We start from the raw sequence: 26682 nt of genomic DNA on the forward strand, positions 1-26682 counted from the left end.
GGAAAAATAAGGAAAAATGCTATGTCACTCGTGCGCTTGGAAAAAAATAACGGCATTGCCACTGTTACATTGAATCGTCCGGATAAACGCAATGCCATGAGCTTTGCCCTGCTGCGCGAACTGGTCGCGACTGCACAGAAAATCAAAAAAGATAAAAGCATCCGTTGTGTGATTTTAACGGGAGAAGCTCAGGTCTTTAGTGCCGGTATTGATCTGGCAGATTTAAATAATCCTAAAAATCGTGCTTATGCCGCATGGGAACTGATTCGTCCTGGTCAAAGCCTGTTTCAAAAAGCATTTCTGGTCTGGCAAGAATTACCTGTTCCGGTGATTGCCGCAATGGAGGGCTTCTGTTTTGGTGCCGGGATGCAGCTTGCTCTGGCCGCAGATATCCGCATTGCCCATCCTGAGACCAAAATGTCGATCATGGAAACACGTTGGGGACTGGTGCCAGACATGGGACTCAGCCGCTCACTGAAAGGCCTGATTGGTATTGATCTGGCAAAAGAGCTGACTTTGACTGCCCGGATTTTTGAGGGCGAATATGCCAAAGAAATCGGTCTGATCACCCATGTCGATGAACAGCCATTGGCGAGAGCACAAGCCTTGGCTGAAGAAATGCTGCAACGTTCTCCAGATGCGCTGATGGCCTCTAAATTTGTACTGGATGCCATGCAGCATCGTCCGAACAAATCCCTGCGTATGGAAAAAATCTGGCAATTGAAATTGCTGCTGGGTAAAAATAGCCAGCTGGCCCGTAAAAAAGACAAAAACCCAGAGGTTCAGTTTGTACCGCGCCAATATAAATAAGTCGAGTCTGAGTCAAAGCAAGGAATAAGAGAAAGTATGCAGTTGAATCGCGATACTAAAATTGCCTTTTTAGGTATGGGGCTGATGGGCACTCGTATGGCCACACGTCTGCTTCAGGCAGGTTTTCAGGTGGCGGTTTGGAACCGTACGCCAGCGGCCTGTGATCCCTTGCTGGATCTAGGAGCAACTGCACTGTCTTTAGACCAGATTGCGAATTATCCAGTGATTCTGACTTGTCTGGCAGATGATCATGCGGTGCAATCTGTTTTTGCTCAGATCGAACCGTATTTGGTTGTGGAGCAAGTGATTGTGGATTTTTCCAGTCTTTCGGTACAGCAAACTCAAACACTTGCCGCGCAAGCACAGGCCAAGAAAGTAATCTGGATTGACTCTCCGGTTTCAGGCGGTACCGCCGGAGCTGAACAAGGCAGTCTGGTGATTTTTGCCGGTGGTGATGCCGCGACGATTGAAAACCTTGATCCGATCTATGCAGTACTTTCACAGCGCGTGACCCGCATGGGTGATACGGGCACCGGTCAGGCGACCAAAATCTGTAATCAGCTGATTGTGGCTGCCAATAGCACCCTGATTGCAGAAGCGGTTGCCTTGGCTGGACTTGCCGGGGTGGATACCCGTTTACTGGCGCCTGCGCTGGCGGGTGGTTTTGCCGACTCCAAACCTTTTCAGATTCTGGCACCGCGTATGGCCACGCAAACTTTTGAACCGGTGCAATGGAAAGTACAGACCTTATCCAAGGATCTGAATAATGCCGTGCAACTGGCACAAAGCTTTGATCTGGATGTTCCAGTCGCGACTCAGGCATTATCACAGTTACAGGCCCATCAGGCTCAAGGCTTTGCCGAAGCAGATCTGGCTACTGTAATCCAGCAACTAAAACATTCATAACGCTTGATTGATGCAGCCCTGAATATTGAAGAGACATACATGATTAAACTTGCCGTCAACCTGTCGATGATTTTTACCGAAGTGCCGCTGATCGAACGTTTCGCGCTGGCTCGTGCACAGGGCTTTAATCATGTGGAAATCCAGTTTCCTTATGAACTTACGATTGGCCAGATTCAAAACCAGCTCAGCACCCATCAGCTAAACTTGTGCCTGATTAATGTGCCGGCAGGTGATTTAATGCAGGGCGGTCATGGTCTGGCTGGCATTCCAGGACAGGAAATCGAGTTTCGTCATGCGGTTGAGCAGGCCATCCAGTATGCTACCGCATTGAATGTACCTCGGGTGAACATTCTGGCAGGAAAACAGCCTAGGGATTGTGATCTTTTACCCTGCCTGAATACGCTGGCGAGTAACCTGAAAATGGCCTGTTCAATGCTGCTTGAGCATCAAATTGAACCGGTCTTCGAAATGATCAATGGCACCGATATGCCACGTTTTTTGATTCAAAATGTTGCCCAAGCCCAGGAAATGCTGGAAGCGGTACATCATCCGGCCTTAAAAATGCAGTACGACTGTTACCACATGGCAATGATGGGCGAAGATGTCTTAGAAACTTTGCAAGAAAATATTGCCTCGATTGGTCATATCCAATTTGCGGATTATCCGGGACGGCATCAACCCAATACAGGTTCAATTCAATATCATGATATATTTCAGTGGTTAAAACATAGTCAATATCAAGGTTATGTCGCTGCCGAGTATAAACCTAGCGGACATTCCAACGATTCCTTTGACTGGAAAGCTGAGTTCTTTCCGGAGCATGACTGAGTGGACTGCGGCTTCATTTGAAATTCAGGACTAAAACCGCTATATTAGACCATGCATAATTGTTAGGAAATTACACTCCCCATGAATTTAGAACCATCGCCCAGCGCTTCTAATTCTCACGATCTTACTATGAATTCAAATTCTCAAGCTGTACAGGACTGCTTAAAAGTCGTACATGCTGCACTTGAAGATGTAAAAGCAAAAGAAATTGTTGAGCTTGATGTCAGCGGTATCAGTAATGTGGCTGATGCTATGGTCATTGCAAGCGGTACATCGACACGTCACATCAAATCATTGGCCAATAACGTTGCTGAAGAAGCACGTAAAGCTGGCTTCCGCCCTCTTGGTATTGAAGGCGAACGTGATGCTGAATGGATCCTCATCGACCTTGGTTATGTGGTGGTTCATTGTATGCTTCCAACAGCGCGTAAATTCTATGACCTAGAAAGCTTATGGCGCAATCCTACAGATACTGACTCTGTAGCGTAAAAACCGAATATTCAAAAAAGCGACCTGTGTAGGTCGCTTTTTTATTGCCTGTTCATCTAACTTTATAAGCATTAATACAACTCAATCTGTTCGCTATTTTTTAATTTCCATCTTGTCTTATGCACCGATTTGATTGGTATTTTAGGATCAATTCATCATCAACATAGACGTTCGATGATCACTCAATCATCCTTTTCCCAAGATATAAAATAAAAAATCCCCCTTTATTAAAAGGGGGACTTAGGAGGATTCTAATGATTTAGATGATTAGTGACCCGTACCATTAATGGCTTTAGTCATATCTTCCACCACTTTCTTGGCATCACCGAAGATCATCATGGTCTTGTCGTTATAGAACAAGTCATTGTCCAGACCTGCATAACCGGTCGCCATTGAACGTTTGATTACCATAATCGTACGTGCCTTATGCGCTTCCAGAATCGGCATGCCATAAATCGGCGATGTTGGATCATCTTTGGCTGCTGGGTTGACAACGTCGTTTGCACCAATCACCAGCACCACATCCGTTGCCGGGAAGTCAGAGTTGATCTCATCCATCTCTAAAATATCTTCATACGGCACATCAGCTTCAGCCAGCAATACGTTCATATGACCTGGCATACGACCTGCCACCGGATGAATTGCAAAACGTACGGTTACGCCCTGCTCTTTTAAGATGTTCGCAAGTTCTTTGACCGCATTCTGTGCACGACCTTGCGCCATTCCATAACCCGGTACAATCACCACGCTGTCCGCATTTGACATGAGGAAGCCCGCATCATCTGCTGAACCAGAACGGTGGTTACGTTGTACCTGCTCACCCGCACCTGCTGTCGGCGCAGCTGTACCGCCCATTGCGCCACCAAACAGAACGTTGATGATTGAACGGTTCATGGCTTTACACATGATGTAAGACAGAATAGCACCTGAAGAACCCACCAGTGAGCCTGCAACGATCAACATGTTATTTTCTAAGGTGAAACCAATACCAGCTGCTGCCCAACCCGAGAATGAGTTGAGTAGCGATACCACCACTGGCATATCACCACCACCGACTGGTGCAATCCATACCCAGCCGAATGCCAGCGCAAGGCCTGTCATCGCCCAGAACGAGGTCATATTGCCAGTCAGGAAGAAGTGAACACCAAAACCTAACATAGCAATAAAGATGATCGCCTGAACCGGTTTCACCCATGCACCTGAAATGGTTTTTGCCCATTTCTTTGCAGCCAGTTTACCGTAAGCAAAGACTGATGCTGTAAAGGTAATCGCACCCACGAAACAGCCCACAAACAGTTCAAATAAATGAACACGGCTCATTTCATGGAAATTGACACCATTGGCAGCCAACAGGTCTGGACCTAGTTCAATCAGTTTGTTGTTGTGAATAATGGCAGCGACAGCAATCAGGACCGCAGCCAGACCCACCAATGAGTGCATTAGCGCCACAGTTTCAGGCATCTGCGTCATTGGAACTGTACGTGCACGGGCAATACCCACGATTGCACCCAGCACCATTGCGCCAATGATCATCCAGACCACTGGATTCTCAGCTACAAAGAAGGTGGTCATGACCGCAATGGCCATCGCGATCATTCCGTAACGGTTACCGGCAATCGCAGTTTTAGGACCTGATAAACCACGTAGCGTCAGGATAAAAAGAACGGCACCAATCAGGTAGAACCAATCCGCATATTCTCGAATCATTTCCATGGATTAACCCTCTTTTTTCTTTTGCTTAGGTTTAAACATTTCCAGCATACGTGCAGTCACGGCAAAGCCACCGAAAATATTAATACTGGCCAGGAATACTGCAATCGCGCCAAGTACGCTCACCACGTTAATGGTCTGGAAATCCACGCTACCTTCAACGCCGATCACCGGCAGGCCAACGGTCTGAATCATCGCACCGACAATAATGATCGATGACAAGGCATTAGTGACCGCCATCAACGGCGTATGCAATGCTGGCGTTACACCCCACACCACGTAGTAACCTACGAAAATGGCAAGGACAAAAATCGTAATTGTTTCAACCATGAGTCTTCTCCTTAACCACGTTTCAGCAGCACTTGGCCGCCATGAGTGACAAGTAGGGCTTTTTGAATTTCTTCTTCTTGATTCAGGACAAAATTCTTGTCTGCATCAAATAATGTTTCCACGAAGTTAAATACGTTACGAGCGTATAAAGCAGAGGCTTCAGTTGATACAGTCGACGGAATATTTGGAATGCCGAGAATTTTAACGCCGTTGTCGGTATAGACTGTTTCACCACATTTTGAACCTTCGACGTTACCGCCAGATTCTACTGCCATGTCCAGAATCACTGAACCCGGTTTCATTTTCGCAACTGTTTCAGCACGGATTAAACGTGGTGCATCACGACCCGGTAAAAGCGCTGTGGTAATCACGATGTCAGCATTTGATACCGCTTTATCAACAATTGCCGCCTGATCGCGAATGTATTCTTCACCCGGCATCCAGCCATAACCATTTTTGGCAGCATCAGCCGCTTTTTGCTGCTCTTCAGCAGACATCGGCACGTCTAGCCATTTACCGCCCAGAGATTCAACCTGATCTTTGGCAGTTGGACGCAAGTCCGTGGCTTCAACGATGGCACCTAAACGTTTTGCAGTGGCAATCGCTTGCAGACCCGCTACGCCGACACCCATGATCACCACACGAGCCGGTTTAACCGTACCCGCAGCAGTCATCAGCATCGGGAACATGCGCTGGTATTCAGCCGCAGCCAAAAGCACCGACTTGTAACCTGCAAGGTTGGCTTGAGAAGACAAGACATCCATGTTCTGCGCACGAGACAAGGTTCGTGGCAAAAGTTCCAATGCAAATGCAGACACGTTTTGTGCCGCGAATTGGTCAAGCTCAGTATTACGGTAAGGATCAAACATTGCCACGATAGTGGTATTCGGGTTGAGTTTTTGAATTTCATCACCTTTCGGTGCACGAACTTTTAAAATCAACTGACTGCCAGTATAGGCATCATCCGTAATTTTGGCACCAACTTGTTCATAGGCACTATCGATATAGGCAGCTTTAACCCCTGCACCACGTTCGATAATCACGCTATGTCCTGCGCTGATCAATTTCTTTACTGTCTCTGGCGTCGCAGCGACGCGATTTTCACCGACAACAGTTTCGGCTGGAATTCCGATCTGCATGAGCGTTCCTCAAGCTAATTTTTCTTAAGTAAACATCGCCTAAACGATGCTTCCCCTCAGGATGTGTTCTTGTTGAATTTTTGGATTCTAATCAAACTGTTTGAAATTACCACCTACTATTTATTTAATAAATACCTATATTTTGAACTGATGATTCATAAAAATGATGCTGCAATAGCACATTTATTTAATTCTCTAGCTATTCATATTCGATGCTTTTATAAACGATATTCATTCCACTGAATGAAATATCCAGATTTTGCTGGTGTAAATAAGCGCGAATTTCTGATTTATTTTGTTACATTGATGATTCTGACAATGATTGCTGTATGTCTTGATTTAGAAGCAGACTTTCAATTTCTCTAGTCCCTATAGATAGCGGCACTTTAGCTGCGCCGTTTTTTTAGTTTTGACTTTTTTGACAGATTTAGCACTCAAGCAAGAGCACTGTTTTTAGATGTTAAAATCGTATTTTATGAAATGATAGAATTTGATTTGAGCAGATCTTCATCAGACACAATTAATAGATCTGACAAAAAGTAATCGCTAAAATTTTATAAGACTCAGGTCTCAAACAGTCAGATAAAGGGTAGAAAAAAAGCTGGATGACTATTTATTATATTAATGTACTGAACTTGATTCAAAATGGAAAATCTCATTTTCGCACCAAATTTGCGCAATAAAATAGAGTAAATATTCCACTTTTTTGACCTCAGTGCTCTTTTTTATTGTTTTTACTTTAAGCTGCGCTTTAATGAAGCAACCCCATCATTAAAAGATAAAAAATTCTGCAAACATTCACTCATATTTTCTATTTAAAATTGCACTTCTTTCTTTAAGCTGCCTGAGTTCTAACGATTTTCAATGCTGGCAATATTTCTCTACTTTTAAAGCGAGAACTTCTGGCCTATAGTGCCCTCAATTTGAACATTATTCTTATTCCTCATTTCAATTCTTCCGGTCTGAATACAAGGTTAGCCCTATGCACACGCCTCTCGATATTAGTCAAAATAAGCCCTTATTATGGCTGATGGCGATTGCATGCGGTTTATGTGCCGGCGCGAACTATTATTGCCAGCCGTTGATTTCATCGATTCAGCAGTATTATCAGGTACCTGAATCACAAGTGGCACTTACTGTCACTTTTGCTCAAATCTCTTATGCCCTGGGCCTGCTGTTTATTGTGCCTTTAGGTGACATGTTAAATAAGACTAAACTGATCCCTTTCCTCATGCTGGGTGCCGCAGCAGGTTTATTTATTTGTGCTAGTGCTGTGAATCTGCCGATGCTCTGGGTCGGCACTATCATTGCCGGACTGTTTTCCGTGGCTGCACAGATTCTGATTCCCTTGGCCACCATGGCGGTCAAACCGGAAAAAACTGGAGAAGTGGTGGGCTTCCTGATGAGCGGATTACTGGTGGGCATTCTGCTCTCAACCAGTATTGCCGGATTATTTTCCGACCTGTTTCACTGGAAAATGATTTATATCGTCAGTGGCATAAGTATGCTGGCCTTAAGTTTTTATTTGAGAGGAAAACTACCGAGCCTGCCACGTCTGAGAATCAGCTATACAGCGATTTTTAAATCTATGGGGATATTACTCAAGCAGGAACCACGACTGGTTTTGCGTTCACTTACAGGTGCGTGTGCTTTTGCTGCCATGAGTATGTTGTTCTCCACCATCGCTCTGCTGTTGACACAGGAACCTTTTCAGCTTTCTGATGTCATGGTCGGACTGGTCACGCTGGTCGGTGTATTTGGCGCACTTTCTACGCAGTTCATTGGTAGATGGGCCGATCGTGGCCATATCAAAATACTGAGCTGGATCGGCTGTTCTATCCTGATGGGGAGCTGGCTGTTTTTATACTTTGGTGCGGTATCCTTGCTCAGTTATATTCTCGGTTATGGACTGATAAATCTCGGGCTCGCAATTACGCACAGCTGTAACCAGAACGTGATTTTCCGCCTGCGCCCGGATGCCAAATCACGGGTCAATTCACTCTATATGACCTTGTATTTTATTGGTGGTGCATGTGGTTCAGCCTTAGGGGTTTATGCCTGGCATCACGGTGGCTGGAGCATGACCTGTCTGGCAGGACTCGGGCTAGCTCTGTGTGCCACCCTATTCGCCCTGCTGGATCAATGGCATCAGGCTAAGACAACCGCATAAGTATTTTACCTCTATCTAGCTGACTTGCGCCGCCGGATAATAAGGCTTATTCAGATCAAGAGTTTGTGAATTTTCCAATAAAATACAGATAAAAACCGGCAATAAGGCTGCCAGAATCCGGCAGCTTTCCTCTAATGATTTATAATTCAGCGAGCTGTGATACGTGGCGCCACCCTGCATTATCTGATGGTGCAAGGTAGATAAACGCTGAAATATTCCAGCTAAAATTTCAACAGAATTTCGTTCTTTTAAAGCATTCTCTATATTCTGTTTCTGTGTTTCCAAGTCAACCTGACAGCTTTCCAGGCTAATTTTCTGATGACGATAATCCCAAAAGCTTTGTTCCACATAGGGATTGGCCAAGAGTGAGCAGATCGGCTGGCTGTATTTTTCCCAAAGAATATGATTAATTTTCTGATCCAGATCCTTTTGGCAGAGTGTTTCCAGAAACTGCTGCAGCTTGCTTTGATCTTGAACTAGATCACTCTCATCTGCATAAATCGCCTGAAAGCTGATCCACAGGCTGATAAACTTAAAATCCAGATCCTGATCCAGATCTAGCGATTTTTTAAACCAGCCTAAGCCCCGATGAATTCTTAAATTAAAATGTGCCGAATTTTGTGCTTTATGGCTTTTATAAATTTCCTCCAATAACAACATGATTATTCTCCTTATTTCTAGCGTTTTTATCTTCATCTTTCTCCTATCAAAATATACCATTCCAACCTGACTGGGAATTCCAATTTTATTTCTTGTTTCATTCCCTGGATTTACCGGGCTAGCTCAAGTTCGCCGGGTGGTTTTTCTGATTTTATGCTAGTATTACGCCCTCTTTTTGCGACGTCAGCCGATCCAGTTTAAGCCAAAAACCAATAGCTGAGTAATCGCATGAATTGCTTCTTCTTTCTTCCATTTCGTTAAGGCGTGATTTTGAATGACTGATCTGACCACCATTGAAAATAAACTTCAACCACGAATCAGTGTTGCGCCGATGATGGATTGGACCACCAAAGACTATCGCTTCTTTGCGCGTCTGTTTAACCCGAATGTGATTATGTACACCGAAATGGTCACCACAGGTGCAATCATTTACGGTGATGCCAAACGTCATTTGGACTTTAATGCGGAAGAACAGCCAATCGTGTTGCAACTCGGCGGCTCGAATCCAAAAGATCTCGCCACTTGTACCAAGATGGCGCAGGACTGGGGCTATAACGAAGTCAATTTAAATGTAGGCTGCCCAAGTGACCGGGTACAAAATAATAAAATTGGTGCCTGTCTGATGGCGGAGCCTGATCTAGTCGCAGAATGTATTGCTGAAATGCGTCATGCGGTGGATATTCCAGTGACCGTAAAACACCGGATCGGAATTGATGATATGCAATCTTATGAAGAGATGCTGCATTTTGTCGATACCGTGGCCAAAACCGGCTGCAATAATTTTATCGTGCATGCGCGGATTGCCTTATTAAAAGGTCTATCACCTAAAGAAAACCGCGACGTGCCACCCCTACGTTATGAAGATGTCTACCGTTTAAAACAGGATCGTCCTGATCTGCTCATCGAGATCAACGGCGGAATTAAAACCTATGCCGAAACGCTGGAACATCTCAAACATGTGGATGGGGTGATGATTGGCCGCGAAGCCTATCATAATCCTTACTTACTGGCTGAACTGGGCCAGTTATGGAATCTGGATGCACCAGACCGTTTTGACATTATGCAACAGATGCTGCCTTATATTGCCCAGCGCATGGCCGAAGGTGCACCTTTATCCATTATTACCCGTCATATTTTAGGACTGTTCCAGAATTTGCCGGGTGCACGTAAATGGCGTCAGGCTTTAAGCGGTGGTAATGCCAAAACCTTGAAAGATGTAGAGACTGCACTTTTTAATATTCAGGAAGCGATGCAGCGTACCGAAGATTATGTACGTGAACATCAACAAGTTGAGTCCTAAACAGAAAAGCACCGATCATCGGTGCTTTTTTATAGCGATTGCGCATGAGTTATTGCGTATACGCCGTGATATTGCCGACCGGAATTGGCTCTTCCTGATAAGAAACATCTTGTAATGCGGGTTCAGCCACTGGTGTAATCAGAGAGCCGGAGACATTCTGGTTCGGTTCATCTACAGGTTCTAGATCATCCAAGGCTGAGGCCAGTTGCTGTAATTCTCGATCCAGTTGCTGACGATATTTTTCAATTTCAATTTCATCAATAAAAGCAAAGGCATCATCTTCAATCGACCAACTATACCCGCCATCTACCTTAAAGACTTTTACATGAATGGGATATTCCTCGCCCTGATAATTCAGATGAGAAATGGCCTGAAACTCATTCCCCTGACGCTGGACAATTTTGACTTTTTTTACGGTAAAACGATAATGTTGATAATCTCGATTGGAATTAAATTCACGTTGCATCTGCGTTTGAATATTTCTGGCCAGTTCATCCATCGAGACAAAATAACTGCATCCAGCCAGACAGGCGACCATCCATAACATCATGATTTTTTTCATAGCGCCCCTCTTTTTTCTTTCCACTTCCTGCTTATAGCCGATATATGCAGTATTTTTATCTTTGCTTATTCTGTGATCCATTTTATGCTTTTTTGCAAAAACAATAAACAAACAGCGCTTCGATTAAGACTAAATATTTATGGTTTCTATAGTTTTTTTGAATTAATGATAAAAAATCAGCTATAAAAAAACCCTGATGGATTCAGGGTTTTTTCGATACAGATCGTTTTAAAAATCATCATCACTGGATGGATCACGATGTAAGGCATCATGAATGGCTTCGATCAACTGCTGGGCAATCTCCTGCTTGGAGGCTTTTTCCAGATCACGTTTGTCTAGCTGATAATGCTCGGCAAAGAATACTGTCATGGCATTTTCATCCGAAGCAAAACCGATATCCGTACGTGAAACGTCATTGCAGGCAATCATATCCAGCTTTTTCGCGACCAGCTTTCCGGCAGCATATTCTTCAATATTGCGGGTTTCTGCAGCAAAGCCGACCATAAATGGACGTTTTTCCTGCTGGGCAATGGTGGCGACAATATCCGGATTTTTCACCAAGGCTACATTCAGTTCATCACCAGCTTTCTTGATTTTATGCTCGGCTACTTCTGCCACACGATAATCGGCTACTGCAGCTGTCGCAATAAAGATATCGCAACCATTTTCCAGCATTTGCATGCTTTCATTCAGCATTTGCACGGCAGAAGAAACATTCTTACGTTTCACGCCATTTGGAGTGTCCAGACTGACCGGCCCTGCAATCAGGGTCACATTGGCTCCGGCTGCATAACAGGCTGCAGCCAGTGCAAAGCCCATTTTCCCGGTACTGTGATTGGAAATATAACGCACCGGATCAATCGCTTCGCGGGTCGGGCCTGCGGTAATCGTGACTTGTTTACCCGCAAGCAGGCCAAATTTTTCCGCAATCGCACGTTGAGCTTTGTGAAAATATTCAGTCACCTGTCGGGCTAAATCTTCCGGCTCAGGCATCCGGCCCAAACCTACATCACCACAAGCCTGTGATCCCGCGTCCGGCATGATCACATGCACACCATCTTCGATCAGTGTCGCAAGATTGCGCTGCGTTGCTTTCGCCGCCCACATTTGCTGGTTCATGGCAGGCGCCACCCAGACGGGTGCTTTCGTCGCCAGATATAAAGTACTTAAGAGATCATCAGCCAGACCTGCGGCAAATTTTGCCAAGGTATCACAGCTGGCCGGCGCTACCAGCAACAGATCTGCCCAACGTGCCAGCTCGATATGGCCCATGCCGGCTTCTGCTTCAGTATCCAGCAATTCGGTATGTACGGGATTGCCCGATAAGGCTTGAAAGGTTAAAGGTGTAATAAAAGCCTGTGCACCGTGAGTCATGACGACCCGCACATCAAATCCGGCATCTTTTAGACGGCGGACCAGAATTGCACTTTTATAGGCAGCAATACCGCCAGTGACGGCCAAAATGATATTTTTATGAGGAATTACACTTAGATCAAAGCTCACGAACAGATTACCTCGCTGTTGCAGTGGGGCTCACAATAGCATTAAATAATCGCATTCCCAAGAGATCAGCTTGCGGGAAAACTGATAATTCATAATAAATAAGTCTAATAACTATGCAATTTTCTATTAAAAACTGGCCGGAACAAGAACGGCCGCGAGAACGCTTAATTCAATATGGCGCAGAAAGTCTGTCCGATGCCGAGCTACTGGCTATTTTTCTACGCTCCGGTTCCCAGCAACATTCGGCAGTTGATCTGGCGCGTTTGCTGATTCAGCATTTTGGTCATTTGACTGCGTTGCTCGATGCACCTTTACAGGAAGTCAGCCAGTTTCATGGCATGGGCATCAGTAAATATACTCAACTGATGGCCGTCAAGGAACTCGGACGGCGTTACATAGCCGAGCACCTGAAACAGGATGCACTGGAACTTACCAGTTCCAAGCGGCTGAGAGATTACTTACGTTTTGAACTGCTCGGTGAAACTCAGGAAGTGTTTGCCGTGCTGTGTCTGGATGCCAGTTTAAGAAAAATTGCCTTTAAAAAACTGTTTTATGGCTCCATCAATGCATGTGATATTTCCATTAATCAATTGCTACGTTATGCGATTACCCAACAGGCAACCTCAATTGTCATTGCACATAATCATCCGCTGGGCCGGCCCTCTCCCTCCAAGGCTGACCTAGTGTTAACCCGTCAGATTCAACAGGCCTGCCAGCTAGTGGATATCCATCTGATTGACCATTGCATCATCGCCTTGGAAGGCAGCTTTTCCTTTGCTGAGCAGCAACTCATCAAACCGGAAATGCAGTATTGAATAGCACTTGACAAAGCAGGCACAACTCCACAAGATCATGAAAAAAATTGTGATGATTCCAATAAATGATCGTACGTGACCAGCCGACTGTTTTTAAACTGCTGTTTTCCTGGCGGGGGACGATTTTACCTAAAGTTTTGCCACCTTTAGGCGTAGTGATGCTGATGTCAGCCATCATCGGTGGCTTGTCACATATTGGCTATTTTCATTTTCCAGAATTACCCCTGGTCGGATTTACCCTGATTGGAGTGGTACTGTCTATTTTTCTTGGTTTTAAAAATACCGCCTGTTATGACCGCTGGTGGGAAGCGCGCAAACTTTGGGGAATTCTAATTGCCAATTCACGTCATTTTGACCGTGATTGCCGGATGCTGTCTCAAGGTCGCCGTGAGCGTGTGATTCAGCATGTGATTGTCTTTGCCAATGTACTCCGCGATCGCCTACGCCATCAAACAGCCAATCCGACTGAACTGGTTGAAACCAGCGGCATGAGCCAGCAGGCGGTGACCCAACTCTATCAGCAGGCCAATGCGCCGCAATATACCTTAAGCCTGATTCAATGGGAGTTAATGCAGGCGCTTAAAGAAGGTGAAATCTCCGATATCATCTATATGCAGATGAATAATCATGTGGCGGAACTAAGTATTGTCCAGACTGGTTGTGACCGGATTGCGACGACGCCTTTGCCTTTTGCCTATTCGGTCTTGCTCAATCGTACCGTCTATTTTTTCTGTTTTATTTTACCTTTTAGTTTAGGTTCAACGCTTGGTCTGTTTACGCCTTTACTGGTTGGAATTTTGGCTTATACCTTTTTAGGATTAGATGCTCTAAGTTCGGAAATTGAAGAGCCTTTTGGTACTCAGAGTAATGACTTGCCGCTGGACTCGATGGTACGTACGATTGAAATTGAACTGTTAGGGACTTTAGGTAAACCGACGCCACCACCGATTCAGGCTCAAGATCATAATTTGCTATAATTTATAATTCTTTCCTCGCCCTTTGCTATTAGTAGCGAAGGGAAAATCTTCTCTCAAATGAAAAAGATCGAGGTAAAGGAATGACTAAACAAAACTCTCCCAAATCCCGACCTGCCCCGGTTTAAGACTCGGGACATTACCGAGTTTAATCCAGGGCATATGATCGCCATGAAAATCACTGCCAATCGAAACTTTAAGATCATGTTCAGCAATCATTCGATCCACCATCTGCCGGGTTGAACTTGGCTCAATCGCCGGTGGCAGCTCGACGGCATCTCCACCAAACTTGGCAAAGATCTCGATCAGATAACGGATATTGGTCGCAGATAAATCATATTTGGTCGGATGTGCCAGTATCGCAAAACCACCACTTTCATGAATGACCTGCACCGTGTCTTCAAGACTCAAGCCATCAAATTTGACATAGGCCTTTTTGCCTTCCTTGATGTATTTATCAAAAGCCTGTTGCGGACGCGTCACAATGCCCTTTTCTACCAGCGTTTTGGCAATATGCGTTCGTGTCACCCGATCAGGGATATGGTCGACTTTGGCCAGTACATCAGCATAAATATCTTCACCAATTAAAGGAAGCAGCAGATCACAAATCTGTTTAGAGCGTTCTGCTCGGATTTTCTTTTGCTGATTGAGGGCTTTTTGTAAAGGCTCAGGATTTTGCATATTTAGCGCAACAATATGCACGCCATAGTTTTTTTTGGTGGCAGGACGTGACCACTGGCTGGATATTTCTACCCCAGAAATGATCTTAATCTCATGATTTTTGGCAGCTTCCTCCGCCAATACCAAACCGTCCATGGTGTCATGATCGGTCAGGGCCAAAGTATGGACGAGTTTTTCCACAGCCGCTTCGACCAATTGCTGAGGACTGAAAGTTCCATCAGAAATATTACTATGTGTATGTAAATCTACGCCGTGCATCTCTATACTATGACATTTATTCGATCAGATTTAGATACTCTAACATGAAAGCACTTTTAGACTTTGTGCCACTCATTATTTTCTTTTATTTATATAAAACTGTAGACCCAAAAGACACTGACCATCAATTGCTGCAATTGATCGGTTCTGCGGGGGGTGTCGACAATAATAATATTCTTGTTGCAACCACAGGTCTGATTATTTCCATGCTGGTCGTCTATGGTGCGTTATTTGTCATACAAAAATTCCGTCTGGACAAACAGCAATGGATTGTCTTGTTTATGACGGTGATTTTTGGTGGCATCACCCTGATCCTTAGCGATGATTTCTATATTCGTCTGAAAGCCGTGTTATTGAATCTGGTCTTTGCAGGTGTATTCTTCCTGTCTCCTTGGTTTAGCAAGGATAAAAAGCCTCTGATCCAGCGGTTATTTGGTCCAGTATTCAATCTTAGCGAAAAAGGCTGGTTCAAGCTGAACTATGCTTGGGTTGCCATGTTCGTACTGATGTCATTTCTGCATACCTTTTTCGCCTATTTGTGGATGGATGGAAAATATTGGGGCGAATTTACTGCATTCGGTGACATGATCGTGATGTTTTCCTTTATCATTATTCAGTTTATTGTATTGCGCAAATACTTTAAGACCGCTGAATAAGTCCAACTACAAACGATTGAGAGTCATCATGCCATTATTCGTCGTTAGCTGTACCGATCGGGAAGGTACAGTTGAAAAACGCCTCGCGATTCGTCCACAACACCTTGCACGTCTGGAACAGTTAAATGCTGAAGGCCGCCTGATTGTTGCAGGTGCCATGCCTAAAGATCCAGCCAATCCGCAGGCCGGTTTTTATGGCAGTACCATTATTGTCGATTTTGACAGTCGTGAAGCATTGGACAGATGGCTACAGGATGAACCTTTCTTAAAAGAAGGTGTGTACGAACACATCGATGTCAAACCATTCAATAAAGCATTCCCTCAAGGATAAGGTTCATGCGTGTTGTTACTGCCAGTATCATTGGCCTATGTTTTATGATTTCTCCAGTATGGGCAGTCGAAGTTGCGCCTGCTCCTGTGATTCAGGAAAATCAGACAGCACAACCTCAAGGGACAGCGGCGACTGCCCAAACCCAGTCTACGCCGAAACCTGCCATTATTCCTGCCGTAGCGACTTCTGCCCAGCCAGTGCCACCTGCCGAGAATAAACCGTTAACTGCAGAAGAAATCGCCAAGCTGAAAGCCCAGCAAGAGGCCAAGGTCAAAGCCTTGGTCAAAGATCAGGCCACCCGTTTGCAGCAACTGGAAAAAGCCAATCTGGAAGCACTATCGCAAAATCAGGAATTGCAGCTCAAGAATGACAATCTAGGGGTTCAGGTACAAGTACTGCAAAGCGAACGCAGTGCCCAGATGTTCCTCTACGGCGCTGCAACCCTGGCTGTGGGGGTATTGCTCGGCTTCCTGATCGCGAGCTATGTTTATACCAAACGTCGCCGTCAATGGTAAGCTATAGCCCTTCCCGATATTTTTAAGGTTGTACCCGTTTTGTCACACGCAATTCAAACTGCTGATCTGGATTGGCAATTGGTGGATGGTATTGATGTGCCTGTATCCAAGCAATTTGGTGATGTGTATTTTTCCAAAGACAATGGCTTGCTGGAAACCCGGCATGTCTTTTTAAATGGCAATGATCTCAGTACGCGTCTGGCAGATTTAAAACCTTTTGAATATTTCTGTGTCGGTGAAACGGGTTTTGGTACTGGTTTAAATATTCTGGCCTTGTGGCAGCTCTGGCAACAGGTGCGTCCGGATAATCACAGTCATCTGCATACGATTTCAGTTGAAAAATTTCCTCTTTCCAAAGCTGATCTGATTCGAGCCTTAAATGCCTGGCCAGAACTCAAGCCTTTAGCTGATCAACTCATCTCTCAATACCCGATGCCAATTGCCGGCTGTCATCGTCTCAGTTTTCCTGAGGAACGTTTCAGTCTGGATCTGTGGCTAGGTGATGCACATGATGTTTTTCCGGTGATTGAAAAAACTGCGCCTGTGAATGCCTGGTTTCTGGATGGTTTTGCGCCTTCCTGCAATCCGGACATGTGGGAAGAAAATGTTTTAAATAATATTGTACGTTTATCCGAGATCGGCACCACTTTCGCCTCTTTCAGTGTTGCTGGCATTTTAAAACGTGGCTTAAAAAATCATGGTATTTCAATTTCCCGTCCACGTGGTTTTAAGCACAAGCGTGAAATGCTGAAAGCCATCTGGAATCCGGCTGAAGAGACTGAAAGTTCATTAATACAAGAAATCACTCAAAAAAAAACTGAGCGAGTTACAGAGTCCAATACCAGACCTCACCAAATCGCTGTGATTGGCGCTGGAATCGCCGGTTTAAGTAGCGCATGGACATTCGCTCAACGCGGCCATCAAGTCACGATTTACGACCAGTCAGCGCCCCTCTCCGGAGGTTCTGGCAATCCAGTGGCTTTGCTGAATCCCAAACTCTGTCCGGTTGAGCAAAGTGCTGAACATCTAATGACATTAGCCTGGCAACATGCCTTAAATCATTATCAAAAATTTAAAGCTTTCCGCCCGATTCAGGTCAATCAACTCGCCTTAAAAAATCCTGAACAGCTGTTGGGATTAGCAGATGAATATCCTGAAAAAATTCTGGCTGTACAAGATACAGAAGATCAAGAGATTCAAACTGCATTTCCAAGTTTAAAACTGTTAGAAGCTGGTGCGGTTTCACCGCATCAATTGCGTGAGGAGATTTTGCTGCATCCTCATATTCAATATCAACAGGCCAAAATTAGCCATATTGAAGCGGCTACAAAACCTCAGCTCTTTTCAGATGAACAGGATCTAGGTGAATTTGATCATGTCATTGTCTGTACTGCGCGAGAAACAGCACAATTCTTTGCAGATTATCCAGTTTTGAAACCGATTCGCGGACAGGTCAGTTGGCTTAATAATCAAGCGCAACCTTTAAGCCAGAATACAGCTTATAGTTATGGCGGCTATTGTATGCAGCTGGATGCTGAACATCTGATCTTGGGTGCTTCTTTCTATCCAGGTCGAGATGATATCGAGGTGTTAGCAGAAGACCATGTACACAACTACGAATTGATCCACAGTGTATTCCCAGAATATGCACAGTCATTAGCTTCTACCGATACCTGGCAAGGTCGTGCATCGGTACGCGCGCAAAGTCAGGATTATTTTCCCCTACTGGGTAAAATGAAAGCGGATGAGGAAGTTTATAGCTTTGCTGGTCTCGGTTCTAAAGGCTTTCTGTTTGCGCCGCTCTGTAGTGAAATTCTGGTAGCCCAGATTCTCTGCGAAGCCTGTCCGGTGCCATCCAGTTTAGTAAAAAAACTCAGTGTGACCCGTTTTCAAAAGAAAGTGAAAATGAAGAAACCGTATTTTAAGCTACAAATTTAATTACTATTTTGAATGAATCCCCCTAAATCCCCCTTTAAAAAAGGGGGGACTTTTCTCTACTTTTATGAATAAATAGAATAGATGTAGCTCCTCCCTTTAGAAAAGGGAGGTTGGGAGGCATTAAATCTCACCCATTAAAAAAGCGCCTTGCGGCGTTTTTTTTATTAACAGAAAGCTTTATGCATTCTGTTCAAGCGGTAAGCCTGCATCACGGGCAGCACGAGTACCACCCATCAGAATGACATATTCACGGGAGCTGTCAAAACCCTCTAACTTTTCAGCAGCACGTGGAGCTTTACTGCCCCCACCACACAAGATGTAAATGGGTTGATCCGCTGACACCTGAGTGAGGTGCTCTGCTGAAAGATCGTTAATAGGCTGATTCACCGCCCCTTTCACGTGTGCTTCAGCAAAAGCACTTGAATCGCGTACATCCCAGATAACTGCATTTTCTGGGAACTCAAATGTTGTAATTTCTTGCTTACGGATCATTGCGCACTCCTTTGATGTAAAACAACACTTGGCAAATGAAGAAAACATCCCTAGCATCTCAGATATTCTTTCCCTTTGTAAAGGTCTAAACTATGCCTTCTTTCGATATTGTTTCTGAATTAGAAATTTTTGAAGTAAATCATGCAGTTCAAAACACCCAAAAAGAAATCGCGACCCGTTTTGATTTCCGTGGTCAGGATGTGTCTATTGAACTGAATGAAAAAAACAAGGAAATCAAAATCTCGACTGAAAGCGATTTCCAGTGTGAACAAGTCTATAGCATGCTGGAAAGTCATTTCTTTAAACGCAAAGTGGATATTCAGGCGCTTGATCCACAAAAAATGACGGCTTCTGGCAAAAACGTGATTCAGGTGATCAAACTCAAAGATGGTCTTGACTCTGATACCGCAAAAAAAATTAATAAAGCCATTAAAGAAAGTGGGATTAAGGCGCAATCTTCTATTCAGGGCGACAAGATTCGTGTGACTGATAAAAAACGCGATACATTGCAGCAAGTAATGGCATTCTTGAAAGAACAGCAATTTGGTTTGCCTTTACAGTTCAATAACTTTAAAGATTAAGACAGCAACGTCTGTAGAAGGAATTATGGCAAAGAACAACCGATTAGCCAGATTAGTCAAAGCCACTGCACGATTACCGCAAGGCATTCGTACTGCTTTGTTAAGTAAAACTTTTGGCCGGGTGGTCCCGATGGTCGGCTCTGCCAAGATTCGTTATGAGGAAATGAGTGCGTCCAAAGTGGTAGTAAGTATGGCCAATCATAAAGCCATGCAGAACCATATCGGACAAATCCATGCATGTGCAATGGCCCTGCTGGCAGAAACAGCAACCGGGTTTGTAACCGCAATGAATGTACCGGATAGCGCAGTGGTTTTGATTAAGAGTCTAAAAGTAGACTTTAAACGTCCGACCAAAGGTGCCCTGACGGCAGTTGCTACCTTGACTGCTGAACAGCAACAGCTTATGCAAAGTTCAGACAAGGGTGAAACTCTAGTTCAAGTTGTGGTACGTGACGAATCGGGTGAAGCACCGATTCAATGCGAGATGCTCTGGGCCTGGATTGCCAAAAAGCAATTGAAGCAGACTTGATATCAATCAGACAAAAAAAATCCCAGATCATTAATCTGGGATTTTTTATGAGACGAATTATGACTTCTGCTGAGATTCTAGAAACTTCTGTTTTGCTTCTTCTGGAATCGGACGTTTATTGCCCTTCACATCCACTGCCACAAAGGTAAATACCCCTTCAGTCACGCGTACAGGCGGACGTGAGTCGTCATGGCTATCCCATACTTCAATTTCCATCTGGATGGAGGTATTGCCGACTTTTAAAATTTTGGTATAGCAGCTAATCACATCACCGACTTTTACCGGAACCAGGAAGGTCATCTGGTTAATCGAAATCGTGGCACAACGTCCCTTTGAAAATCGTTCTGCGTGAATCGCGCCTGCCAAGTCCATTTGTGAAACGATCCAGCCACCAAAGACATCACCACTCCAGTTGGTATCTGCAGGCATTGCGATCGTCTGTAGGGAAAGAATCCCCTCTGGTCTTACTTGAGAATCTGACACTTTCACTCCAGGCATTTGAATTAGGGTTGGGTATTTAACTGCTGATCAAGCCATTTTTGCAGCTCGCTTGATCGTAATGCACCGCTTATTCTAGCAATTTCGTTGCTTTTATTCATCAACACCAGCGTCGGAATACTGCGAACATTAAATGCCGAACTTAAGCGCGGATTCGCTTCGGTATCAATTTTGGCAAAAACTACATTTGGATATTGCTGGGCGACAGTCGCAAAATGCGGTGCCATCATTTTACAAGGACCACACCATTCTGCCCAGAGATCAATCAGGATCGGCAAGTCACTATGCGTGACAAACTGGCTGAAGTTTTGCTCATTTAATTCAATCGGTGCCAGTGGAATCAGGGCTTGATGACATTGACCACAAGCAGGGTTGGCAGTGAGTTTATCTTCAGGGACACGGTTTTTGGCCAGACATTCCGGACATACAATAATCATCTAGCGCACTCCAATATGTTGATGTAAGAATTCTAATTGGGTCGAAACTGCTTTTTCAAACCATTCCCCATGATAAATATCAAAATGCCGGATATTCCACTCATGATATTGCACAAATGGTGCAATATTGGTCGCAGTTTCCCGACTCGATTCAATGGGAATCAGACTATCCAGTTTTGCCGCAATAAACAGGACTGGAATGTTAATCTTTCTTACTTCCTGAATTGGCCGATAACGCATCAGCTGAAAGAATGCCCGTGCAGGAATGTGACCACTCCAGTAATAATCCGGATTGACAATCGACAGATAGCCTTCATAACTGTCCTGCGTCGGCATAAAACAGAGTTCATGCGGGTCAACCACAGGTAAGGTCTTCGGTGCCATACCGACCTTGGCCCCCATATAATCCTGACTGGAAACTTTAAGCGCCTTGGGGAGTTGCTGTAAAGGATATAGTTGGGCACTTTCAGCCCCATCGACAAAAGGTACCTGTACCATCGCCGCCTGAATATTTTTCAGCTCCGCTGCAAGCGTCAATATATGCCCACCACTTAAGGCCGTACCCCAGAGCACAATCCGTTTACTGTCAATCGATTTGCGTTCCTGAATATGTCTGATCATGGTTCGCCAGTCATCGAGCTGGGCATTAATCGACACCAGTTCACGCGGGCGTCCGGTGCTACCACCCCAATAGCGATAATCAAATAAAACCACCGCATAGCCGGCACTGGCAAAACGCTGGGCATATTGCACCAGTTTAAATTGACGTAAGGCAGCCAGACCATGAGCCATCAAGATCACGGCCGGTTTTTCTATATTTTTAGGCCGATAAAAATCTGCAGCAATCACGTCCTGACCGCTTTTAACATACAGTGGTTCAACTGTATAAGCCTGCATACGCGCTCCATTGCGTTATCTTATGGTTATCATCATTTATAAAAATTTCAGAACAGGTTCAGCATGTTTTCAGCTTAATGCTATCATAAAGCATATCGATATAAATGAAATGATGGAGTGGCGTCATGAGCGAAAATGTAGGTTTTGCTGGTCAAATTGGTCCGGAACACGTAACTCAAGTGGTTGAGAAAGGTTTTAAATCGATTATCAACAACCGTCCGGACATGGAAGGGGGTTCCGAGCAGCCGACCAGTGCACAAATCGAGGAAGCTGCACGCAATGCCGGTCTGGATTATGTATTCCAGCCAGTAGTAGCCGGTCAGATTACTGAGCTTGATGTACGCACTTTTGCCAATCACTATAATGAGTTACCAAAACCGATCTTGATGTTCTGTCGTACTGGAAACCGCTCGAATAACTTATATCAACTGGCAAAACAGATGGATCTGCTGGATGACTAATTTGTTCTGGAAAGGTGTGGTACTGGCCAGCTGTTTAAGCTGTGCCTCACTGGTTGTTGCTGCAAATAATCTAAGCCATGCACTGACCTCTACAGTCAGTGTTTCAGGGCAAATGACCACCAACAAGTTCCAGCAATTGATTCAACAAGGCTTTAAGTCTGTAATCGTGAATCGACCCGACCAAGAACAAGGGAATCAGGTCAAGGTTGGACAGCTGCGTTCAATTGCTGAAAAGTCTCAAGTGAGTGTGATTTATCAGCCTGTGAATAGTGGTCAGATCTCTCAAGCCAATATTGAGGAATTTGCACGCTATTATAATGAGCTGCCAAAACCAATTTTGATGGTCTGTCGTAGTGGTGCTCGTTCAGCTGCTTTGTTCAATCAGGCTAAATCTCAAGGATTGATTCATGAATAAGTTATTGATTATTTTGTGTTGTAGTTTGGCTTTGATAGGTTGCAGCTCGATGAATCTTAAGCCGACTGTGGGTGTAAGTGTGGGAACATCGATTTAAGTTTTTTAAATTTCAGCTCCCATAAAAAACAGCGCCGAAGCGCTGTTTTTGTTTTCAAATTATTATAATAAAGGCGCGAATGGATCTGCCTGAACACAATTATTACCGTAAGGACTACTATCAAAGGGTTGACCTGTTTCTGCATCAAAGTCATCTTTTAGTAACCCTAGTGTATATACAAAACTAGAGTTTATATCTTTTGTACTCACATTCGTTTGTGCTCTAAATTCAACAGTTTGCCAACCAGCATATTGTCTTAAATACTGTACGCTAAAGTTAAACTTACCCGTAGCATCAGTCGTGTAAGTAAAGCTTGGCGTAATATTCCCTGTTGGATCTACAAAACCTGTAGCAAGTTGAATATTAGATTTATTTGATAATTCACAATAAGATTGTAAGCGTGCAGGTAATTCTAACTTTTCAACATTACTAATTCTATCTTGGGTCTGTTGGACTTGATTTTTAAACTGATTAACAATCGCTTGTTGGCTATTCACTCTTTGTTGCTTAGCATTATTTTCAGCGCTAATTTCTCTGCTTAAATCATCATTTAGCTCTTCTAACTGGATATTCAGAATGTTAATTCTTCCTTGAATTGTTGCAATGGAAGCTTGTGCAGCTTTAATTCTACCATCGTCTTCTGCATTCTGAGCCAATGCTAAAGTGGTATTTGCATCAGCTAAACTTATTCTTGCAGAACGTATTGATTGCTGTGTAGTTCTAATACTATTTTCCAAGTTAGAAATAGCACTCGATTGAATCGGAGCATTTTGTATATTAGTTAAGACTGCTTCTTGTTGTTGCAAATTAGCATTTTGTTGCAACAATTGATTTCGAACAGGAGTTAAACGCTGAGTTCGTAAATCTTGCAATCTTGCTTTTGTTGTAAATACACCTGAACCAGCACGTAACAAGTCGATATTCATTGTTACTTTGTAGTTCGGTAAAGGATTACCGTTGATATCTACTACATGTGCTGAAAGTGCTTCTCTATAATAAAGTGCATCAGCTGATTTTTCTAGTTCACTCGATTTACCAAAGGTGATATTACCAATCGGTTGTTCTACTACGCCCTTAGCTACGTTAAGCTTAATCAATTGTGAGCTAATATTATTGTTTGCATCAATCACACTTGCATTCAAGGTAATACCGCTAGCAATCAAACTTTCATTTGGTTCAGTTCTAGGTAATACAACCGTAAAGCTTACATTCCCTTCCGCATCAGTTTTTTGAACTGAACTACCAACTATAGTAACTTTATTCAATTTGGTATCAATAACCGAAAGAGATACGTCTTTATCTGCTACACCACCACCATTTGCATCGATTGCTTTCACAGTAATGAGTGCGTTATCACCTGTGGCTACCAAAGTAGGCTTATTCGTAATAATCGCTAAGTGATACTGGCCTAATTCTGCTTCAGAGCTAGATTCGGTCGCTCCAAGAAGCGTTGTTTGTGAAATAACTTTGCCTGTACCATCTTTAAAGGAAGAGTTAATTCTTATACCCTTGGCTAGAAGCTCATTAAGACTTGAAATATTTGAAGGACTTAATATTAAATTGAAAATTGCATTACCATTTTCATCTGTTGTTAATTGAGAAGGTCCCTCAATTGTAACGCCATTCTTTTGAGTATCTTCAATTGCAAGTTGTACAGCTTCACTTGCTACACCACCACCATTTACATCTACTAATTTTACTGTTACTACAGCAGAATCACCCGTAACAACTAGTCTAGGCTTGTTTACATTTATAATAAGATGATAATTAGTTTCCACAGCTTCTGATGGATTTCCAATTCCACTGTCTGAACCGCCTGCATTTCCAGAATTTGAACCACCATTATTATAGTATCCGTCACTACCACCACCGCCACAGCCCGCCAATATTAGTGCCAAAGTAAGAGCAGATAATTTAATACCTAATTGTTTACTAATCATTTAAATCCCCAAGACCCTCTATTATAGAGTTTGTTATCAATCTTTATTCATTATGCGATATGTAATCATAGTTAAGCATTTATGTAAATAAAGGTAAGCCAAATGTTTTGTATGCTAGCTTATATCAATAAAGTGATTTTGATAAGAGTGATCAATGTACGACCTCATCATTATTGGCGCAGGCACTGCAGGAATCAGTGCTTATAACGAAGCCATCAAATACACCCAGAATATTTTAATTATCAATGATGGCCCCTGGGACACTACCTGTGCCCGTGTAGGTTGTATGCCTAGTAAACTGCTGATCTCTTCTGCAAATCGTATGCACGATATCCAAAGTGCAGAAAAACTTGCTTTAAAGCATAACGCTGTCATTGATACTTCAGATGTTATGCAACGTGTGCATGTCCTTAGAGAACGTTTTATTCGTGCAACCTTAAAAGATGTCGATCAATGGGAGAGCTCACATAAAATTTCCGGAAAAGCCAAATTTGTTGATCCCCAAACGATCGAAGTCAATGGACAATCCTATAAGGGCAAAAGTTTTATTGTCGCTGTAGGCTCACGCCCCAATATTGATGAAACCTTAAAGAAAAAATTAACAGACAAATACATCACTTCTAATGAAATCTTTGAATTTCCCCAATTACCAGAGTCTTTAGCGATAATCGGGAGTGGTATTATTGCAATTGAATTGGCTCAAGCTATGCAACGACTGGGTGTACAAACCACAATGTTTGCGCGCAGTCAAAAAGTAGGTGCTTTAACTAGCCCGATCTTACAAAAACTAGCACAAGAGCAATTAAGTAAAGAACTTAATATCAAATTTAAAACCTTACCAAATAAGTTTGAGATCCAAGCTGATAAAATAAAGATTAACTTTACAGAAAATGATCAGACTAAGAGTATTGAAGTTGAATATGTTTTAGGTGCCACAGGTCGGCAAAGCAATATAGATCATTTAGGTTTAGATCAACTAAATTCCACATTCAAGGATATCAAAAACCTTCCTATCGATAAAGAAACCAAACAACTTGCAAACCTACCTATATTTATAGTCGGTGATGCCGCCCCTGATGCACCCATTCAACATGAAGCCGCGCATACTGGCAAACAGGTTGTTCATAACTGTTTGAATTATCCGGATGTAAAACCTATTTTTGCTTTAACCCCATTGGCGATTGTATTTTGTCATCCTGAAATGGCGATTGTAGGAAAAAGCTTTAAGCAACTAGAAGATCAACAAGTCGAATTTATTCGGGGATTCATCTCTTATGAAAACCAAGGACGTGCTCTAGTTTTGGGAGAAAATTCAGGTGGAATAGAAGTTTATATTGATAAAAAATCAGGTAAATTACTGGGTGCAGAACTCCTCTGTTCACAAGCAGAACATCTGGCCCATTTATTAGCCTGGACGATTGATGCCGACCAGGATATTAATCAGATTCTAGCCAAACCTTTTTATCATCCGACTTTGGAAGAAGGACTCAGAACGGCATTTAAACATGCTCGACGTCAGTTTGATAGCTTGTCATAAAAAAGTTAAAGAGTTGCAAACTATTACTCAGTAAAGTTAGCTACCGCTCTATCTTAATATTGAACCCTGTATTAGATTAACTTTATATATCTCAAATACAAGATGATTATTCCACATAAAAAAATCCCCCTCTGCTAATGCGGAGGGGGATTTTGGAATAATGAGCTGGCGATGACTTACTCTCACATGGGTAATCCCACACTACCATCAGCGCTAAGAGGTT

At 43.5% G+C, this 26682-nt stretch carries 29 protein-coding genes; 17 read left to right on the plus strand and 12 right to left on the minus strand.

Going from position 1 to position 26682, the window contains the following annotated elements:
- Positions 1 to 21: 21 nt before the first annotated feature.
- From ACTL4S_RS11690 to rsfS, 4 genes are all read left to right on the plus strand, one after another.
- Entirely contained in the window at positions 22 to 810 is a 789-nt protein-coding gene (locus ACTL4S_RS11690; protein WP_004645147.1) for a crotonase/enoyl-CoA hydratase family protein, read from the plus strand.
- A gap of 36 nt (positions 811 to 846) precedes the next feature.
- Positions 847 to 1716 carry an NAD(P)-dependent oxidoreductase gene (locus ACTL4S_RS11695; RefSeq protein ID WP_441299404.1) on the plus strand — a complete coding sequence of 290 codons (870 nt, stop codon included), beginning with the start codon at positions 847 to 849 and terminating at the stop codon, positions 1714 to 1716.
- A gap of 39 nt (positions 1717 to 1755) precedes the next feature.
- A complete protein-coding gene (locus ACTL4S_RS11700) occupies positions 1756 to 2544 on the plus strand; it encodes a hydroxypyruvate isomerase family protein (RefSeq protein WP_441299405.1) in 789 nt (262 codons plus the stop codon).
- 81 nt (positions 2545 to 2625) lie between these two features.
- A complete protein-coding gene (rsfS, locus tag ACTL4S_RS11705; RefSeq protein ID WP_004645144.1) occupies positions 2626 to 3033 on the plus strand; it encodes a ribosome silencing factor in 408 nt (135 codons plus the stop codon).
- A gap of 267 nt (positions 3034 to 3300) precedes the next feature.
- Here rsfS and ACTL4S_RS11710 read toward each other — a convergent pair whose 3' ends face one another.
- From ACTL4S_RS11710 to ACTL4S_RS11720, 3 genes are read right to left on the minus strand one after another with little or no spacing between them, the layout of a single operon-like run.
- Positions 3301 to 4746 carry an NAD(P)(+) transhydrogenase (Re/Si-specific) subunit beta gene (locus ACTL4S_RS11710; protein WP_441299406.1) on the minus strand — a complete coding sequence of 482 codons (1446 nt, stop codon included), beginning with the start codon at positions 4744 to 4746 and terminating at the stop codon, positions 3301 to 3303.
- A 3-nt stretch (positions 4747 to 4749) separates the two neighbouring features.
- A complete protein-coding gene (locus ACTL4S_RS11715) occupies positions 4750 to 5073 on the minus strand; it encodes a proton-translocating transhydrogenase family protein (RefSeq protein ID WP_004281642.1) in 324 nt (107 codons plus the stop codon).
- Positions 5074 to 5084: 11 nt separating this feature from the next.
- Positions 5085 to 6212 (minus strand): Re/Si-specific NAD(P)(+) transhydrogenase subunit alpha, encoded by a 1128-nt coding sequence (locus ACTL4S_RS11720; protein ID WP_005248073.1) that lies wholly within the window; start codon positions 6210 to 6212, stop codon positions 5085 to 5087.
- Positions 6213 to 7194: 982 nt separating this feature from the next.
- On the opposite strand from ACTL4S_RS11720, the gene ACTL4S_RS11725 reads away from it, so the two are divergent.
- A complete protein-coding gene (locus ACTL4S_RS11725) occupies positions 7195 to 8382 on the plus strand; it encodes an MFS transporter (RefSeq protein WP_441299407.1) in 1188 nt (395 codons plus the stop codon).
- 15 nt (positions 8383 to 8397) lie between these two features.
- Here ACTL4S_RS11725 and ACTL4S_RS11730 read toward each other — a convergent pair whose 3' ends face one another.
- Positions 8398 to 9042 carry a hypothetical protein gene (locus ACTL4S_RS11730; protein WP_005248075.1) on the minus strand — a complete coding sequence of 215 codons (645 nt, stop codon included), beginning with the start codon at positions 9040 to 9042 and terminating at the stop codon, positions 8398 to 8400.
- 274 nt (positions 9043 to 9316) lie between these two features.
- On the opposite strand from ACTL4S_RS11730, the gene dusA reads away from it, so the two are divergent.
- Positions 9317 to 10342: a tRNA dihydrouridine(20/20a) synthase DusA gene (gene dusA / locus ACTL4S_RS11735; protein WP_441299408.1), complete on the plus strand. Its 1026-nt coding sequence runs from the start codon at positions 9317 to 9319 to the stop codon at positions 10340 to 10342.
- 49 nt (positions 10343 to 10391) lie between these two features.
- Here the strand turns inward: dusA and ACTL4S_RS11740 are convergent, their stop codons facing one another.
- Positions 10392 to 10904, minus strand: coding sequence for a hypothetical protein (locus tag ACTL4S_RS11740; RefSeq protein WP_004281611.1), 513 nt, complete (start codon positions 10902 to 10904; stop codon positions 10392 to 10394).
- Positions 10905 to 11132: 228 nt separating this feature from the next.
- Positions 11133 to 12407 carry a bifunctional phosphopantothenoylcysteine decarboxylase/phosphopantothenate--cysteine ligase CoaBC gene (gene coaBC, locus ACTL4S_RS11745; protein WP_312586235.1) on the minus strand — a complete coding sequence of 425 codons (1275 nt, stop codon included), beginning with the start codon at positions 12405 to 12407 and terminating at the stop codon, positions 11133 to 11135.
- A gap of 113 nt (positions 12408 to 12520) precedes the next feature.
- On the opposite strand from coaBC, the gene radC reads away from it, so the two are divergent.
- Together radC and ACTL4S_RS11755 are read left to right on the plus strand one after the other, a co-directional pair.
- The gene (gene radC / locus ACTL4S_RS11750) at positions 12521 to 13222 is read left to right on the plus strand and encodes a RadC family protein (RefSeq protein ID WP_441299409.1); all 702 of its coding nucleotides are present in this window, start codon (positions 12521 to 12523) and stop codon (positions 13220 to 13222) included.
- A 65-nt stretch (positions 13223 to 13287) separates the two neighbouring features.
- Positions 13288 to 14199 carry a bestrophin family protein gene (locus ACTL4S_RS11755; protein WP_004733710.1) on the plus strand — a complete coding sequence of 304 codons (912 nt, stop codon included), beginning with the start codon at positions 13288 to 13290 and terminating at the stop codon, positions 14197 to 14199.
- Between the two features lie 84 nt (positions 14200 to 14283).
- On the opposite strand, the gene ACTL4S_RS11760 is transcribed toward ACTL4S_RS11755, so the two are convergent.
- Positions 14284 to 15135 (minus strand): PHP domain-containing protein, encoded by an 852-nt coding sequence (locus ACTL4S_RS11760; protein WP_441299410.1) that lies wholly within the window; start codon positions 15133 to 15135, stop codon positions 14284 to 14286.
- A 44-nt stretch (positions 15136 to 15179) separates the two neighbouring features.
- On the opposite strand from ACTL4S_RS11760, the gene ACTL4S_RS11765 reads away from it, so the two are divergent.
- Genes ACTL4S_RS11765 through mnmC form a run of 4 tightly spaced genes read left to right on the plus strand, consistent with a single transcriptional unit; the run spans position 15180 to position 18575 of the window.
- Complete coding sequence (locus ACTL4S_RS11765) at positions 15180 to 15791, plus strand: septation protein IspZ (RefSeq protein WP_004281606.1); 612 nt, start codon at positions 15180 to 15182, stop codon at positions 15789 to 15791.
- 28 nt (positions 15792 to 15819) lie between these two features.
- Positions 15820 to 16122, plus strand: a complete 303-nt coding sequence (locus ACTL4S_RS11770; RefSeq protein ID WP_005248149.1) for a YciI family protein — start codon at positions 15820 to 15822, stop codon at positions 16120 to 16122.
- Between the two features lie 5 nt (positions 16123 to 16127).
- Complete coding sequence (locus ACTL4S_RS11775) at positions 16128 to 16637, plus strand: SH3 domain-containing protein (protein ID WP_005101791.1); 510 nt, start codon at positions 16128 to 16130, stop codon at positions 16635 to 16637.
- Between the two features lie 39 nt (positions 16638 to 16676).
- The gene (gene mnmC, locus ACTL4S_RS11780; RefSeq protein ID WP_441299411.1) at positions 16677 to 18575 is read left to right on the plus strand and encodes a bifunctional tRNA (5-methylaminomethyl-2-thiouridine)(34)-methyltransferase MnmC2/FAD-dependent 5-carboxymethylaminomethyl-2-thiouridine(34) oxidoreductase MnmC1; all 1899 of its coding nucleotides are present in this window, start codon (positions 16677 to 16679) and stop codon (positions 18573 to 18575) included.
- Positions 18576 to 18752: 177 nt separating this feature from the next.
- Here mnmC and ACTL4S_RS11785 read toward each other — a convergent pair whose 3' ends face one another.
- Positions 18753 to 19067, minus strand: a complete 315-nt coding sequence (locus ACTL4S_RS11785; protein ID WP_216986312.1) for a rhodanese-like domain-containing protein — start codon at positions 19065 to 19067, stop codon at positions 18753 to 18755.
- 92 nt (positions 19068 to 19159) lie between these two features.
- On the opposite strand from ACTL4S_RS11785, the gene ACTL4S_RS11790 reads away from it, so the two are divergent.
- Complete coding sequence (locus tag ACTL4S_RS11790) at positions 19160 to 19648, plus strand: YajQ family cyclic di-GMP-binding protein (protein ID WP_004281601.1); 489 nt, start codon at positions 19160 to 19162, stop codon at positions 19646 to 19648.
- 25 nt (positions 19649 to 19673) lie between these two features.
- Positions 19674 to 20177: a DUF4442 domain-containing protein gene (locus ACTL4S_RS11795; RefSeq protein ID WP_180181188.1), complete on the plus strand. Its 504-nt coding sequence runs from the start codon at positions 19674 to 19676 to the stop codon at positions 20175 to 20177.
- A 57-nt stretch (positions 20178 to 20234) separates the two neighbouring features.
- On the opposite strand, the gene ACTL4S_RS11800 is transcribed toward ACTL4S_RS11795, so the two are convergent.
- The 3 genes from ACTL4S_RS11800 to ACTL4S_RS11810 all read right to left on the minus strand — a co-directional run bounded on the left by ACTL4S_RS11800 (position 20235) and on the right by ACTL4S_RS11810 (position 22009).
- Positions 20235 to 20606: an acyl-CoA thioesterase gene (locus tag ACTL4S_RS11800; RefSeq protein ID WP_218955192.1), complete on the minus strand. Its 372-nt coding sequence runs from the start codon at positions 20604 to 20606 to the stop codon at positions 20235 to 20237.
- Between the two features lie 74 nt (positions 20607 to 20680).
- Positions 20681 to 21112, minus strand: coding sequence for a thioredoxin TrxC (gene trxC / locus ACTL4S_RS11805; RefSeq protein ID WP_005106063.1), 432 nt, complete (start codon positions 21110 to 21112; stop codon positions 20681 to 20683).
- Positions 21113 to 22009, minus strand: a complete 897-nt coding sequence (locus ACTL4S_RS11810; RefSeq protein WP_441299412.1) for an alpha/beta hydrolase — start codon at positions 22007 to 22009, stop codon at positions 21113 to 21115.
- A 125-nt stretch (positions 22010 to 22134) separates the two neighbouring features.
- Here ACTL4S_RS11810 and ACTL4S_RS11815 point away from each other — a divergent pair, with 125 nt between their 5' ends.
- Positions 22135 to 22470, plus strand: a complete 336-nt coding sequence (locus ACTL4S_RS11815) for a protein tyrosine phosphatase family protein (protein ID WP_004281596.1) — start codon at positions 22135 to 22137, stop codon at positions 22468 to 22470.
- On the plus strand, positions 22463 to 22885 hold the full coding sequence (locus tag ACTL4S_RS11820; protein ID WP_100535426.1) for a protein tyrosine phosphatase family protein: 423 nt from the start codon (positions 22463 to 22465) through the stop codon (positions 22883 to 22885). The genes ACTL4S_RS11815 and ACTL4S_RS11820 overlap by 8 nt, the downstream gene beginning before the upstream one ends.
- 159 nt (positions 22886 to 23044) lie before the next feature.
- Here the strand turns inward: ACTL4S_RS11820 and ACTL4S_RS11825 are convergent, their stop codons facing one another.
- Entirely contained in the window at positions 23045 to 24922 is a 1878-nt protein-coding gene (locus tag ACTL4S_RS11825; RefSeq protein ID WP_180181187.1) for a PspA/IM30 family protein, read from the minus strand.
- Positions 24923 to 25076: 154 nt separating this feature from the next.
- Between ACTL4S_RS11825 and ACTL4S_RS11830 the strand changes: the two genes are divergently transcribed.
- Complete coding sequence (locus ACTL4S_RS11830; RefSeq protein WP_441299413.1) at positions 25077 to 26459, plus strand: dihydrolipoyl dehydrogenase; 1383 nt, start codon at positions 25077 to 25079, stop codon at positions 26457 to 26459.
- The last annotated feature ends 223 nt before the right edge of the window (positions 26460 to 26682 follow it).

Origin of the sequence: Acinetobacter lwoffii, assembly GCF_052078135.1 — a bacterium.
GTDB classification, from domain to species: Bacteria; Pseudomonadota; Gammaproteobacteria; order Pseudomonadales; family Moraxellaceae; genus Acinetobacter; species Acinetobacter lwoffii_Z.

What these genes read in the sequence shown, in the direction of transcription:
- ACTL4S_RS11690 (WP_004645147.1), top strand. Translation starts at nt 22, where the DNA reads ATGTCACTCGTGCGCTTGGAAAAAAATAACGGCATTGCCACTGTTACA.
- ACTL4S_RS11725 (WP_441299407.1), top strand. Translation starts at nt 7,195, where the DNA reads ATGCACACGCCTCTCGATATTAGTCAAAATAAGCCCTTATTATGGCTG.
- dusA (WP_441299408.1), top strand. Translation starts at nt 9,317, where the DNA reads ATGACTGATCTGACCACCATTGAAAATAAACTTCAACCACGAATCAGT.
- rsfS (WP_004645144.1), top strand. Translation starts at nt 2,626, where the DNA reads ATGAATTTAGAACCATCGCCCAGCGCTTCTAATTCTCACGATCTTACT.
- ACTL4S_RS11760 (WP_441299410.1), bottom strand. Translation starts at nt 15,135, where the DNA reads ATGCACGGCGTAGATTTACATACACATAGTAATATTTCTGATGGAACT.
- ACTL4S_RS11710 (WP_441299406.1), bottom strand. Translation starts at nt 4,746, where the DNA reads ATGGAAATGATTCGAGAATATGCGGATTGGTTCTACCTGATTGGTGCC.
- ACTL4S_RS11825 (WP_180181187.1), bottom strand. Translation starts at nt 24,922, where the DNA reads ATGATTAGTAAACAATTAGGTATTAAATTATCTGCTCTTACTTTGGCA.
- ACTL4S_RS11720 (WP_005248073.1), bottom strand. Translation starts at nt 6,212, where the DNA reads ATGCAGATCGGAATTCCAGCCGAAACTGTTGTCGGTGAAAATCGCGTC.
- ACTL4S_RS11810 (WP_441299412.1), bottom strand. Translation starts at nt 22,009, where the DNA reads ATGCAGGCTTATACAGTTGAACCACTGTATGTTAAAAGCGGTCAGGAC.
- ACTL4S_RS11775 (WP_005101791.1), top strand. Translation starts at nt 16,128, where the DNA reads ATGCGTGTTGTTACTGCCAGTATCATTGGCCTATGTTTTATGATTTCT.
- ACTL4S_RS11695 (WP_441299404.1), top strand. Translation starts at nt 847, where the DNA reads ATGCAGTTGAATCGCGATACTAAAATTGCCTTTTTAGGTATGGGGCTG.
- ACTL4S_RS11740 (WP_004281611.1), bottom strand. Translation starts at nt 10,904, where the DNA reads ATGAAAAAAATCATGATGTTATGGATGGTCGCCTGTCTGGCTGGATGC.
- ACTL4S_RS11795 (WP_180181188.1), top strand. Translation starts at nt 19,674, where the DNA reads ATGGCAAAGAACAACCGATTAGCCAGATTAGTCAAAGCCACTGCACGA.
- ACTL4S_RS11800 (WP_218955192.1), bottom strand. Translation starts at nt 20,606, where the DNA reads ATGCCTGCAGATACCAACTGGAGTGGTGATGTCTTTGGTGGCTGGATC.
- ACTL4S_RS11770 (WP_005248149.1), top strand. Translation starts at nt 15,820, where the DNA reads ATGCCATTATTCGTCGTTAGCTGTACCGATCGGGAAGGTACAGTTGAA.
- ACTL4S_RS11755 (WP_004733710.1), top strand. Translation starts at nt 13,288, where the DNA reads ATGATCGTACGTGACCAGCCGACTGTTTTTAAACTGCTGTTTTCCTGG.
- ACTL4S_RS11700 (WP_441299405.1), top strand. Translation starts at nt 1,756, where the DNA reads ATGATTAAACTTGCCGTCAACCTGTCGATGATTTTTACCGAAGTGCCG.
- ACTL4S_RS11790 (WP_004281601.1), top strand. Translation starts at nt 19,160, where the DNA reads ATGCCTTCTTTCGATATTGTTTCTGAATTAGAAATTTTTGAAGTAAAT.
- ACTL4S_RS11830 (WP_441299413.1), top strand. Translation starts at nt 25,077, where the DNA reads ATGTACGACCTCATCATTATTGGCGCAGGCACTGCAGGAATCAGTGCT.
- ACTL4S_RS11730 (WP_005248075.1), bottom strand. Translation starts at nt 9,042, where the DNA reads ATGTTGTTATTGGAGGAAATTTATAAAAGCCATAAAGCACAAAATTCG.
- radC (WP_441299409.1), top strand. Translation starts at nt 12,521, where the DNA reads ATGCAATTTTCTATTAAAAACTGGCCGGAACAAGAACGGCCGCGAGAA.
- ACTL4S_RS11765 (WP_004281606.1), top strand. Translation starts at nt 15,180, where the DNA reads ATGAAAGCACTTTTAGACTTTGTGCCACTCATTATTTTCTTTTATTTA.
- trxC (WP_005106063.1), bottom strand. Translation starts at nt 21,112, where the DNA reads ATGATTATTGTATGTCCGGAATGTCTGGCCAAAAACCGTGTCCCTGAA.
- ACTL4S_RS11820 (WP_100535426.1), top strand. Translation starts at nt 22,463, where the DNA reads ATGACTAATTTGTTCTGGAAAGGTGTGGTACTGGCCAGCTGTTTAAGC.
- ACTL4S_RS11715 (WP_004281642.1), bottom strand. Translation starts at nt 5,073, where the DNA reads ATGGTTGAAACAATTACGATTTTTGTCCTTGCCATTTTCGTAGGTTAC.
- ACTL4S_RS11785 (WP_216986312.1), bottom strand. Translation starts at nt 19,067, where the DNA reads ATGATCCGTAAGCAAGAAATTACAACATTTGAGTTCCCAGAAAATGCA.
- ACTL4S_RS11815 (WP_004281596.1), top strand. Translation starts at nt 22,135, where the DNA reads ATGAGCGAAAATGTAGGTTTTGCTGGTCAAATTGGTCCGGAACACGTA.